At 47.8% G+C, this 11002-nt stretch carries 14 protein-coding genes; 6 read left to right on the top strand and 8 right to left on the bottom strand.

Annotated features, from left to right (window positions below; all coding sequences use genetic code 11):
* The first annotated feature begins 3 nt into the window (after nt 1–3).
* The 5 genes from HNR50_RS08565 (at nt 4) to HNR50_RS08545 (ending at nt 4979) form a co-directional block, all read left to right on the top strand.
* Nucleotides 4–315 carry a metal-sulfur cluster assembly factor gene (locus tag HNR50_RS08565; protein ID WP_184745872.1) on the top strand — a complete coding sequence of 104 codons (312 nt, stop codon included), beginning with the start codon at nt 4–6 and terminating at the stop codon, nt 313–315.
* Nucleotides 316–397: 82 nt separating this feature from the next.
* The gene (locus HNR50_RS08560; protein WP_184745870.1) at nt 398–898 is read left to right on the top strand and encodes a hypothetical protein; all 501 of its coding nucleotides are present in this window, start codon (nt 398–400) and stop codon (nt 896–898) included.
* A gap of 179 nt (nt 899–1077) precedes the next feature.
* Complete coding sequence (locus HNR50_RS08555) at nt 1078–2154, top strand: ArsR/SmtB family transcription factor (RefSeq protein WP_184745868.1); 1077 nt, start codon at nt 1078–1080, stop codon at nt 2152–2154.
* 84 nt (nt 2155–2238) lie between these two features.
* Nucleotides 2239–3177: a 2-oxo acid dehydrogenase subunit E2 gene (locus HNR50_RS08550; protein WP_184745866.1), complete on the top strand. Its 939-nt coding sequence runs from the start codon at nt 2239–2241 to the stop codon at nt 3175–3177.
* Nucleotides 3177–4979, top strand: coding sequence for a class I adenylate-forming enzyme family protein (locus HNR50_RS08545; protein ID WP_184745865.1), 1803 nt, complete (start codon nt 3177–3179; stop codon nt 4977–4979). Before HNR50_RS08550 ends, HNR50_RS08545 begins: the two co-directional genes overlap by 1 nt.
* Here HNR50_RS08545 and HNR50_RS08540 read toward each other — a convergent pair.
* The 4 genes from HNR50_RS08540 to HNR50_RS08525 form a co-directional block, all read right to left on the bottom strand.
* Entirely contained in the window at nt 4958–6349 is a 1392-nt protein-coding gene (locus HNR50_RS08540; RefSeq protein ID WP_184745863.1) for a hypothetical protein, read from the bottom strand. The two genes, HNR50_RS08545 and HNR50_RS08540, sit on opposite strands and share 22 nt — an antisense overlap.
* A 63-nt stretch (nt 6350–6412) precedes the next feature.
* A complete protein-coding gene (gene ygiD, locus HNR50_RS08535) occupies nt 6413–7192 on the bottom strand; it encodes a 4,5-DOPA-extradiol-dioxygenase (protein ID WP_184745860.1) in 780 nt (259 codons plus the stop codon).
* Nucleotides 7189–7791, bottom strand: a complete 603-nt coding sequence (locus tag HNR50_RS08530; RefSeq protein WP_184745858.1) for a nitroreductase family protein — start codon at nt 7789–7791, stop codon at nt 7189–7191. The genes ygiD and HNR50_RS08530 overlap by 4 nt, the downstream gene beginning before the upstream one ends.
* Nucleotides 7792–7838: 47 nt before the next feature.
* Complete coding sequence (locus HNR50_RS08525) at nt 7839–8282, bottom strand: MarR family winged helix-turn-helix transcriptional regulator (RefSeq protein WP_184745856.1); 444 nt, start codon at nt 8280–8282, stop codon at nt 7839–7841.
* Between the two features lie 102 nt (nt 8283–8384).
* On the opposite strand from HNR50_RS08525, the gene HNR50_RS08520 reads away from it, so the two are divergent.
* The gene (locus HNR50_RS08520) at nt 8385–8834 is read left to right on the top strand and encodes a GNAT family N-acetyltransferase (RefSeq protein ID WP_221439837.1); all 450 of its coding nucleotides are present in this window, start codon (nt 8385–8387) and stop codon (nt 8832–8834) included.
* On the opposite strand, the gene HNR50_RS08515 is transcribed toward HNR50_RS08520, so the two are convergent.
* From HNR50_RS08515 to HNR50_RS08500, 4 genes are read right to left on the bottom strand one after another with little or no spacing between them, the layout of a single operon-like run.
* Nucleotides 8831–9361, bottom strand: coding sequence for a chromate transporter (locus HNR50_RS08515; RefSeq protein WP_184745854.1), 531 nt, complete (start codon nt 9359–9361; stop codon nt 8831–8833). The two genes, HNR50_RS08520 and HNR50_RS08515, sit on opposite strands and share 4 nt — an antisense overlap.
* Complete coding sequence (locus HNR50_RS08510) at nt 9361–9933, bottom strand: chromate transporter (protein WP_221439836.1); 573 nt, start codon at nt 9931–9933, stop codon at nt 9361–9363. The genes HNR50_RS08515 and HNR50_RS08510 overlap by 1 nt, the downstream gene beginning before the upstream one ends.
* 54 nt (nt 9934–9987) lie before the next feature.
* On the bottom strand, nt 9988–10554 hold the full coding sequence (locus tag HNR50_RS08505) for a methyltransferase domain-containing protein (protein WP_184745852.1): 567 nt from the start codon (nt 10552–10554) through the stop codon (nt 9988–9990).
* Nucleotides 10554–10931 (bottom strand): rhodanese-like domain-containing protein, encoded by a 378-nt coding sequence (locus HNR50_RS08500; RefSeq protein ID WP_184745850.1) that lies wholly within the window; start codon nt 10929–10931, stop codon nt 10554–10556. The genes HNR50_RS08505 and HNR50_RS08500 overlap by 1 nt, the downstream gene beginning before the upstream one ends.
* Nucleotides 10932–11002 lie beyond the last annotated feature (71 nt).

Below are 11002 nucleotides of genomic sequence, written 5' to 3'. Positions count from 1 at the left end.
AATATGGAAAATAAATTTGACAGACAATATATTCTGGATATTCTCAGGCCCATAATGGATCCCGATCTGGGAATGAGTATCGTCGACCTGGGGCTGATCGTAGAGGTCATTATCGCAGGAGCGAATGTCACGGTGGATATGACTTTGACAACGCCCGACTGCCCCTACGGCCCCGTATTATTCAATATGGTGGAAAGCACCTTGCGGCGCGATCCCCTTATTGATAAATTTTCTCTCAATCTCGTCTGGACAGAACCCAGGACCCTCGATGACCTGAGCGATATGGACAGGCTTAACATGGGGCTGGATATTTAATTTCAAATTATACTGTTTAATTTGATCTTTTAAATCTTCTGTTCTATAATTCCAAAAGTTAAATATATACTTAGGAGTTAATATGAAAAGAAAGTTTTTTATTGCGATGATGCTGGTCATGCTCAGTATTCCGGCAATGAATTTAGCCGCCCAGAATTCGGGAAGCCCTATCGGTCTGGACTTCGGCGGTGTTGTTTCCACTGGATATATCGCTTCAGAACCTTACTCTTTCCTTTTTCTTCTCAGAGGCGGCGCCACAGTTACCGGACGATACAGAATCAATGAAACATTCAGCACAGGCCTGGAACTCGGTTTTACCTATTTTTCCTGGGATTACTATGGAACCACGACAAACTGGATCGATATTCCGATGAACGCTGTATTCCGCATAGGCGGAGGAAAAACATTTGTAGAACCACATGTCGGGTATTACCTCTCCGCGTCCATAATGGATTTCAGCGGATTCAGCGTCGGAGTCAAAGGATCTCTCGGCGGATTCTACACGGATATCACCTATGTGATCGGCAGCGATTACAAATATCCGAGATTCGGAATCGGCTGGCAGTACAACAACATTTTCTAAAGATTCGCCCCGGCACCCGCCGGGGTTTTTCATTTAACAACAAACTTTTGACATTCCGGAACAGGAATGCTATCTTTAGCTTACCCGCCTTCGCGGGTAGTCACATACCCGAAATCATCCGTACGGTAATGACAAAAAAAGAGGAAGGGAATACTATAGGGAAACCAGGGAGTTAATCATTGCCTTCAGATAATATCATTTCAGTACAAGCGGGACCGGGACTGGAGCTGAACCCGGTTTTGAACACACTAAACAGCATGATCGTCCTTTCCAATAAAAAACACTGTCCCCACTGTCAGAATCATCTGAATCTGACGGATGAGGAGTCCGAAACAGCCAGACTGGTTTTTGAAGGCCTCTATCATGCCGTCATTCCCCAGCACACATTCAGCAGTTTTCCCGCATATCTGGATTACCTGAAAGGATGCGATCCTCTTGAGCTCCGTGATAATATCCTGACCTTCTACAAACAGAGACACGACTGGAAAACAGGATCTCTGAAGGAACAGACTTCTGAAGAAATCAGCAGAAAAGTACTCGTTTCCCCCGACGGATTTATAAGTTTTCTTCAGGAAAGCTTCGATCCCGACCATATTGATCAGGAAATCGAAAGGCAAGCATTCGAATATCTTAAGCATCCGGATAAGATGCGGAAAGTCATCATCAGTTTTCTTTCCGGCTTATGGAACAGAACATTCCAACAGCGGTGGGAGGAAGTCAAAGACGACCTTACGGATTTCATCGGTAAAACAGAATTATCCTATCTTAAAAACATGTCTCCTCTGAAAGCCATATACAATATGACCGGATCGGAAATCCATGAAGAGAAGATAGCTTTTGCCCTGGAAAAAGGATACAGGCTCATATTCATCCCCAATAAAGATGTTGGTGAAATATACTCCAAAATGCTCTCTCAGGGTGTTTTATACATATTCTTCAACCCCGAAAATTATGAGAAGAGACGACTGAACGCTCAGTTGAATAATATTGATGAACTGGCGAGAAAACTGGGGGCTATAGCTGACCCCAACAGACTCAATATTCTCAAATACATAGCCTCGAAAAATGAAGCCTGCTCACAGGATATCATAAGGGATATGGGTTTCAGCCAATCCGCCGTGTCCCGCCACCTGAAAACCCTGTCAGATTCGGGCATTCTGATGGAACGGAGACAGGTCAGTGCGAAATTCTACAGGCTGAACGGCGAATACGTGCACAATATTCTTCATTCGCTCACGGGGTTTCTGGGAATCTGATAGCTCGGAAAGATATTTTTCATTGCCTATTGTTTTTTTCACATATAGAATAATTTCATTACTGAACACCGGAGAATCTATACTATGCTGAAAAAGACCAGGCCTGATGGAACATATATCGAAGGTCTCCATTATTTTACAAGAATGCTGCCCTATATGATGCCGGGGCGCACGGAATCGGCTATATACTTCGAACAGGAATTCGATGTAACCGAAACGCTCCCCTACATAGAAAGATGGAACCGCCAACATGGAGATCAGGAAGGGAAGCTGACCTTTTTCCAGGTTTTCCTTTGCGCTCTCGCGCGGACCGTCGCGCTTCGTCCGGATCTGAACCGCTTTATTTCGGGATTCAATTATTATCAGAGAAATGAAATCCTTCTCAACTTCATAGCTAAAAAGGAACTGAATGACGAGGGAGAGGAGATAAATATAACCGTCCCCTTCTCCCCATTTGAAACCTTATGGTCCGTGAGACAGAAGATTCACAGTTTCGTAAACAAAGGGAAAAGCGGAGAAGGCAATGAGAGCGAGGATCTGAATGAAACGCTAATGAAATTCCCGCGATTCATCCTGAAATTCTTCTTCCGGATGTACAATTTCCTCGATTATCACAACATTCTTCCCGCCTCGCTGATCAAGGCCGATCCCATGTATGTCACGTCCTTTGTCACCAATGTTGGCAGCGTGGGAGTCGATGCGCCTTTTCATCACAATTTCGAAAGGGGAACATGCGGGATCTTCATAGCCCTGGGGAAATTCAAAAAATTCCGCTATATCAGCGAAGAGGGAAAGCTTGTGGAGCGCGATGTGGTCAAAGTGACCTATACCTACGACGACCGTATCAAAGATGGTATCTATTGCGCCAAATCCATCGATCTGTTCAAGGAAATGGTTGAAAACCCCTCTATGCTGGAAGAGCCTCCGGAACTGGAGAATGTCGATCTGAAGCGCTTGAAACTAAAACAATACAAGCCGGAAGACGGCGCCGTCCGAAGAACAGAATGTATGGAGAATAAATAATGAAAAAAGATATCCCATGGAAAAAATATCTCGGGACCGTTCCCTCTTCGCTGCAATACGAACACAGAAGCCTTTACGGAGCCATTGCCGGACAGGCGAATGAAACTCCTGATCTTATTGCATGGGATTTTCTGGGGCTTCAAAACACCTACAGCCAGTTTCTGGCCGATATAGACCGGTGCGCTGCCGCACTTGTGAAGAACGGATTGAAAGAGGGGGACAGAGTAACAGTCTGCATGCCCAATACACCACAGGCGGTTATATTCTTCTACGCTCTTAATAAAGCCGGCGCCATAGCCAGTATGATTCACCCCCTCTCAGCGGCCGATGAGATTCTCTATTACCTTAAACTGAGCCAAAGCAAATGGGCTTTCACCCTCGATGCCTTTGTTCCCAACTTCACTCCCATAATGAACGATTCTCCTCTGGAAAAGCTGATAGTCACAAAACTGGGCGATTATATGGGCAATATAAAAAGCTCTCTCTTCTATCTGACCAAAGGGCGTAAAATAAAGAAAGTACCGGCTGACAGGCGGATTATCTGGTGGAAAGACCTGATGAACAGTGTCCGCACCGGTGCTTCGGAACCGGAAAAGAGTATGGCTCCCGGGGAGATGGCCGTAATCCTGTACAGCGGGGGGACAACGGGCCGCTCTAAAGGGATCATGCTATCAAGCGATAATTTCAATGCTCTGGCAGCGCAGACCGGTGTTCAGGGAAGCGAAATAATCGGGCACCTGGCTCCCGGAGATGCGGTTCTGGCCATCCTGCCTGTTTTTCACGGTTTCGGCCTGGCGGTATGTATCCATTCCATGCTGACGGCCGGGGGCAAATGCATCCTCGTCCCCAAGTTTTCCGCTGAGCTTGTTGGCAAAATGATCCGGAAGGAAAGACCGGAAATCATTGCCGGTGTTCCTACGCTTTACGAAGCTCTGCTCACAGACAGCAATATGCGAAAAGCAGACATGAGCAATATGAAAGGCGCCTTTGCCGGAGGGGACAAGGTTCCCCATAGCATCAAGATCCGCTTTGATCAGTTATTGAAGGAAAACGGAGCGAAGGTTCCCTTAAGAGAAGGCTACGGGCTAACCGAATCGGTTACGGTCTGCGCCGTTATGCCCGAAGCGGAGTACCGCAAAGGTTCCGTTGGCATACCCTACCCCGACATGTTCTTTAAAATAGTCAATCCCGAAAACGGGGAGACGCTGGCTGCCGGGGAGGAAGGTGAAATCTGCGTGTCCGGCCCCACAGTCATGCTCGGCTATCTGGACGAACCGGAGGAAACCGCCCAGGTTCTTAAAAAGGATGAGGACAACGTCACCTGGCTCCATACGGGAGACATCGGTCATATTGACGAGGACGGTTTCATCTACTTCAAACTGCGTCTTAAAAGAATGATTAAAGTTTCCGGTATCGCCGTCTACCCCACGCAGATCGAAGAGATTCTCGACGCTCATCCCGATGTGGCATCAGTCTGCGCCATCGGCGTTCCCGATGCCTATCAGATCCAGAAAGTGAAAGCTTTTATCGTTCTGGCTGACCCGGAGAAGGAAAGTCCGGAAATGAAAGAGGAACTCATATCCTGGTGCCGTGAACGGATTAATAAATGGAGCTGTCCCAGGGAGATAGAGTTCCGCAGCGAACTGCCCCAGACAAAAGTCGGAAAGATCGCCTACACGGTTCTGGAACAGGAGGAACTGAATAAAACCAGAGAAGAATGGCACATAGAAGAGGAAATCCGCGAAGATATCATACGCGACGAAGATGAAATGCTCCGCGATCAGGATAAATTCAGAGGATAAAGAATTCGCGACATATGGGCCTTCTCCGATTTATCGAGGGGCCTGAATCTGTTAGCTATCCTGACGAAAATCCACTCGAAAGAACCAACGAAACCGGTCCGGATCAGAAGAGCTATCAGAAGCAGCCATAATGACATAATGACAACCATAAAAAGAGCGATGGCCCCGGGATTGAGCATAAAGCTGTCGAACTGGAAAGTGAGAAAAGATTCGGGAAAGGGAACGGAAGATTCTCCGAACAGTCCGTGGGCGGCATAGCTGAGTACGAACCTTACGGGGAACTCCAGGACATAGAGAGTCAGGGTGAGCATCCCCGCTGCTCTGATAAACAGAGTTCTGTCGCAGATTCGCTGCAATCTCTCCAGCGGAGCGTATTCAAATCTCTTCATGGCGAAGCTGAGAACGAAGAGGATCAGCCCCATGTTGAAAACGGCCAGGTGCACCGGATAGGGCTCGTAAATGAAGATGGCGTCAACCGGTCCGGTTCCCGCAGTGAGAACCCGGATAACAATCAGAAGGACGCCGGTCAACAGAGCGACAGTGCCCGTCCGGTTCAGAAATCCCCTTAGGGAATCAAGATCCTTCCTCTCCCTGTCGTGGAAGAGAAAAAGTCCGACGATCATCCCGATCGAACCGTATGCCGCCAGGGGAAAGAGATCAAGCTGGCTGGCACTAAGTGACTGCAGGATAAATATGGCAACATTGGCGGGCAAAGTGTTCACTTCGACCAGACGGGTAACCAGATTGTAAGAGGGTCCGCTTATGACTGCTGACAGGACCAGTACAAGAACGGCCTGAATCAGCAGAATTTTTGTCAGAGACTGTCTGTTCTTCCATTTATCTTTTCTAAAGAAGTAAGTCATGGACAGGGCGAAATAGATTTCAGCGAAGGCCAGCATACTCAGCATGGTGTGAATGTACCACTGCCCGGAACTGATTTTTAATCCGTTACCGGTTACCAGATTTCCGAACAGACCGGCAGAGCCCTGTCCGGGATGATGCAGATCGGGACGGTAATCATGGAGAACTGTGACCATAAAGACATGGATCAGCAGAAAAAGTACGGCGTTGACATACATGGGAGACACAGCCTGTCGGATAGTCCTCCCCTTCTCCAGCCTTTTCGCCGTGAGATAGGAATTGAGGATTCCGGTCATAAGTATGAAAAAACCGGGCCAGGTGCCGACGATGATCAGAGGCAGCGCGAAGGGGATGACCCAGGGGGCATGCTCCCCCACGACAACGGCGGCATTGCCTTCGGAAAACCAGACGCCTTTGAAAAAAGCATGGGAGAACAGCATCCCTATGATTCCGATTCCTTTCATGATATCGATGGATATCAGCCGCGAAGGTCTGTTTGGCTCTGACATAGTTACACTCCCTGTAAAGTATCTATAGGGATTATAGCACAGGCCGGCTCCCGCTCAATTATTTTATGAAAAAAGCACTGTCCTCATAGAGACGGTTCCGAAAGAGATGCCCTCTATGGGGAAAGTTATCCTGTCTTTATCATCGGAAAGACCCAGCGTATACAGCAGAGGGAGATAGTGTTCTGCCGTTGTTATGGATTGCATTGCCTTTTCCCCCAGCGCTTGATAGTCTTTCAGCTTTTCGTACTCACCATCCAGTATAAGATTCTTTACTTCCTCATCAAAGGATACAGCCCAGTCGGCAGCAGTCATTTCGGGGAATGTCAGCATCCTGAGATTGTGAACGATATTCCCGCTTCCCATAAGAAGAACCCCTTCCTCTCTCAGCCATCGGAGTTTGTGGCCCAGTTCAAAATGCCAGGCTCCGTCCTGTCGCAAATCAAGACTCAATTGTATGACAGGCACATCGGCATCGGGGTACATATGTCTCAATATGGTCCAGCTTCCGTGGTCATATCCCCGTTCGCTGTCCCCTTTGATATTAAATCCTTCAAGCTTCTCTATGATTTTTTCAACCAGTGCGGGGTGCCCGGGAGAGTTGTATCGGATACGGTACAGTTCATCGGGAAAACCTCCGAAATCGTAGATCGTACCGGGATGGGGCGATGCTGTCAGTAGAGTTTCCCCTCCGGTCATCCAGTGCGCCGAAACAACCACGATAGCTTCCGCCTTGCCGATCAGCTGACCGAGCTCTCTCCATTTTTCCGTGTATCTGTTCTCTCCCAATGTCATATCGGGAGAGCCGTGTCCTGCAAAGAGGACCGGCATTCTCCCTTTGCTCATACTGTGACCACCAGATCCTCATAAGCCCGTCTCGGGGCCCGGGGGTAGAGTTCCTTCGTTCCGTCGAAATATCCAAGAGATATAAGCATAACCACATCCTTTTCTTCTCCGAGATCGAATTCTTTTTTGATACCTTCGAAATCAATACCGCTCATGGGGTGGGAGTCGACGCCGTAATGTCTGGCGGCGTACATGATGGACATGCTCAGCAGCCCCGCATTGCTCTCGGCAAACTTGATTTTCCTCTCCTCTGTTGAACCGTAGAGATTTTCCGCCATGGTTCGGGCTCCGGCTGTTTTCTCCTTACCCATTGCGGCTTCCAGCTGCTTCCACACGGGATTGTTTACATCATACCCGGCCCTGTTTCCTATAACGATAAGGGTTACGGGAGCTTCCTGGACTTTGGACTGCCCTCCGGTTAACTCAAGAAGTTTCTCTTTTGCCTCCGGAGTCTTTACGGCTATAATATCCCATGGCTGAAGATTAAAAGCTGAAGGCGCCGTTGAAGCCAGGTCTATGATATTTTTGAGCAGTTCATCATCGATATCTTTAGAGGGATCAAAAAAATTAACCGATCTTCTTTCAAAAATGCTATTCATAATATTCTCCTATTTAATACTAACTAGTATTATTTCATTAAAAAAAATCATTTCCTATTCAGTTTCTTCAGGATTCTCACCAGCTCTTTCTTTTCCCTGTCTTCCAGGGGACAGAGGAGATCTGACACGACTTTGATGTGGTCGGGGAACAATCCTTCGATTAACTGAAAACCTTTTCCGGTAAGCTGAACAACAAATGCCCTGCCGTCTTCAGGATCTCTGATTTTTGTAATCAACCCCTCCTGCTGAAGATTTTTGAGAACGACAGTCATGTTTCCTCCGGAAGAGAGCGTTTTCTCCAGCAATTCACAAACTCTAAGCGGTCCTTTATGATAGAGAGTTTCAAGAACACTGAACTGAGCGGAGGTGAGATGACCTCTCTCCAAAGTGATGCTTTCACTCTTCCTGACCGTCTGCATAGCCCGGAATATGGCGATTATGACACTGAAATCCAGTCTTTCGTCAGGACTGTAACGTTGTTCGCTTTCCATGCCTGAAATATATTACTAGTTAGTAATATAGTCAAGAAAATCTTTGCATTTATAATTATTCTTTCCCTGTTACCCCTGGCAAAAAGGCTTTATTCTGATGAGATGGATAATCATATCATTGAACTGAAAGAGATAGGTAATGAGAACTGGCGCGATGTCTATAAACTAGAAGTCTTTGAAGAACAGAAAGAGTTTGTCGCCGATCCCGGGTATTATATGTGTCTGTGCTCTTACGGATCTCTCTGGCATCCTCTTGCAATCTATCGGGACAATGCGCCGATAGGTTTTATTATGTGGGCCATCGATGATGAGGACAACAGCTGCTGGCTCGGGGGATTCCTGATAGATAAAAACTTTCAGAGAAAGGGATGCGGACGCAAAGCCCTGGAGCTGATCATGAAAAAACTCAGGACTGAAAAGAACCCCGACAGCTTTGCCCTCTCCTATTTACCTTCGAACGATGCATCCGGCTTGTACTATCTTCTGGGATTCCGGGAAACCGGAGAAAAAGAAGACGATGAAATTGTTGCCCGGTTAAAACTGAAAGACTAAAGAAATATTATCCCCGCAATGGCACCGGCCATAATATAGAGAACCGGGGTAGCTTTCCATAGACTTCTTGCAATCAATATCGCCGTCATAATCAGAAATCCCGGCAGAAAGAACTGCCCGCCGGGCAGGACGGCTTCGCTCAGGATAAACCACACGGCCGATGCAATAAGCCCCAGAGCTGCGGGGCGGATTGCGCTCAGGCTGTCCTGGATCGCTTTGCTGGAAGCGAAGTTTTTCATTAATGCCGCTATGAGAATGATAATTATCAGCGAGGGCGTGACGATACCGGCTGTAGCGACAACGCCGCCGGGAACCGAAGCCAGCTTGAACCCCGTATAAGTCGCCATATTGATGCCGATCGGCCCCGGCGTTGACTGGCTTATAGCGACCATATCGATAAACTCGTCACTGGTAATAAAACCGCCGTCGACGACAGCCTCTTTCAGCAGCGGAAGGCTCGCCAGACCTCCGCCGATTGTAAATAGACCGATTTTGAAGAATGTAATAAAGAGTTCAATTAAGGACATCAGACTTTCTCCCTTTTCACAGCTCCACCGATCCAGCCCGCCAGTCCGGCGGCCAGCACGATAACGACGGGAGACTGTCCGAAAACAACAACGGCTGTAAAGGCGAGAACAAGCAGGGATATGGTCAGGATATTCCTCTTCGTATCGCCGGTAATCATTTTCGCCGCCAGCGTATAGAGAGTATGGAGAAGCAGGGCGGCGACGGCGGCGCGGATTCCCCGAAATGCCCTCTGGAAAATCTCATTCTGCTGCATAAATGGGATAAATGCCGCAATAAGCGTGATGATGATCAGAGAAGGGGTTACCATGCCCGCTGTCGCCGCTATGGCTCCGGGAATCCCCTGACGTTTATAGCCGACGAATGTCGATGTGTTGATGGCGATGATTCCCGGCGTGGCCTGGCCGATAGCGTAATAATCGAGCAGTTCCTGATCGTCGACCCAGTCCCGTTTTGTCACAAGCTCGTCTTTGAGCATGGGCAGCATGACATAACCGCCGCCGATGGAGAACAAACCGATTTTGAAGAACAGCCTGTAGAGAAATCCGATTTCCCTGATTTTTTCACCGATCATGGGGCGAGTTTAGAGAAATTGGTGGAAAAAGTAAATCGGAATATACTTTTCTGCTTATTTCACAGCCCAGACAAGCGAATGAAAAGGAAGGGAATCATCGCTCCAGATGGATTGGAAACCGGTGTTTCTCAAGGCCTCTGAAATCTCATCGGCACTGACTCTGATCTTTTGAGGCGGGCCGGAAGGGGTTTCCCCTTTTTTCCAGTCGGCGATACAGATTTTTCCGCCTTTCTTCAGGATTCTCATAACTTCAGCCAGAGACTGATCAGGCGCTTCCAGCTCATGGTAAAGATTGAACATAATAGCCAGATCCACCGAATCGCTATCAATAGGGAGTGACTTTTCCTCCACCAGAAGGGGGATGATCTCTCCCTTTTCGGGAATGAGATTCTCCTTCATCCAGTCGACCATGACCGGAGAGATATCGGCGGAAAAAGCCTTGCCGCCTCCGCAGAGTTCCAGAAAAGCCTTCGTGAAAAGACCTGTTCCAGCGCCGATATCAGCCATAACGGAACACCCGTTTAGCCCGAGCTTCTCCCGGATAAAATCCGGCGGGATGTGTTCCAGCCGGACGGGATCATTGAGTCTGGCCAGTTTGTCAGGATTGAATTTTCTCTCCACTATTTCTTCTCCAGAGCCCCTTTCCATCGGCGGACGCCACCGAAGCTGGTCACATTGCTGTAACCGTTCAGCTCCAGTTTTCTTTTCGCTGCGGCAGCCCGGCCTCCGCTCTGGCAGTAAACGACGATCAGAGCATCTTTCTTTGTCTTTTTCAATTTGGCGGGGAGATTTTCCGGAGAGATGTGTCTGGAACCGGGGATAAAGCCCGATCTGTATTCCTTATTGGTGCGCACATCGAGAAGAACGAATTTATCGCCATTTTCAAGTTTGCTTTTCAGCTCCTTGTAACTCATAAGGGTTATGGCGTTGAGGATGTAGCGGTATATGATAAAACCCGCAATGATGCCCATAATGATATAGGGTATGTACTGCGTCATATTTAAAGTCTCCTTGGATAAAGAAATATATCCTTCTTAGGGATTTTTGTACATAGAGTCCGCTTCAATAA

The organism is Spirochaeta isovalerica, assembly GCF_014207565.1.
In the GTDB taxonomy this organism is placed as follows: Bacteria; Spirochaetota; Spirochaetia; order DSM-2461; family DSM-2461; genus Spirochaeta_F; species Spirochaeta_F isovalerica.
The sequence above is the reverse complement of the archived record's forward strand: the minus strand, read 5'-3'. Positions and strand labels throughout refer to the sequence as shown.

Coding starts and splice junctions, on each gene's coding strand:
- HNR50_RS08545 (WP_184745865.1), top strand. CDS start 3,177: ATGAAAAAAGATATCCCATGGAAAAAATATCTCGGGACCGTTCCCTCT.
- HNR50_RS08520 (WP_221439837.1), top strand. CDS start 8,385: ATGGATAATCATATCATTGAACTGAAAGAGATAGGTAATGAGAACTGG.
- HNR50_RS08500 (WP_184745850.1), bottom strand. CDS start 10,931: ATGACGCAGTACATACCCTATATCATTATGGGCATCATTGCGGGTTTT.
- HNR50_RS08540 (WP_184745863.1), bottom strand. CDS start 6,349: ATGTCAGAGCCAAACAGACCTTCGCGGCTGATATCCATCGATATCATG.
- ygiD (WP_184745860.1), bottom strand. CDS start 7,192: ATGAGCAAAGGGAGAATGCCGGTCCTCTTTGCAGGACACGGCTCTCCC.
- HNR50_RS08515 (WP_184745854.1), bottom strand. CDS start 9,361: ATGTCCTTAATTGAACTCTTTATTACATTCTTCAAAATCGGTCTATTT.
- HNR50_RS08510 (WP_221439836.1), bottom strand. CDS start 9,933: ATGATCGGTGAAAAAATCAGGGAAATCGGATTTCTCTACAGGCTGTTC.
- HNR50_RS08525 (WP_184745856.1), bottom strand. CDS start 8,282: ATGGAAAGCGAACAACGTTACAGTCCTGACGAAAGACTGGATTTCAGT.
- HNR50_RS08565 (WP_184745872.1), top strand. CDS start 4: ATGGAAAATAAATTTGACAGACAATATATTCTGGATATTCTCAGGCCC.
- HNR50_RS08530 (WP_184745858.1), bottom strand. CDS start 7,791: ATGAATAGCATTTTTGAAAGAAGATCGGTTAATTTTTTTGATCCCTCT.
- HNR50_RS08550 (WP_184745866.1), top strand. CDS start 2,239: ATGCTGAAAAAGACCAGGCCTGATGGAACATATATCGAAGGTCTCCAT.
- HNR50_RS08560 (WP_184745870.1), top strand. CDS start 398: ATGAAAAGAAAGTTTTTTATTGCGATGATGCTGGTCATGCTCAGTATT.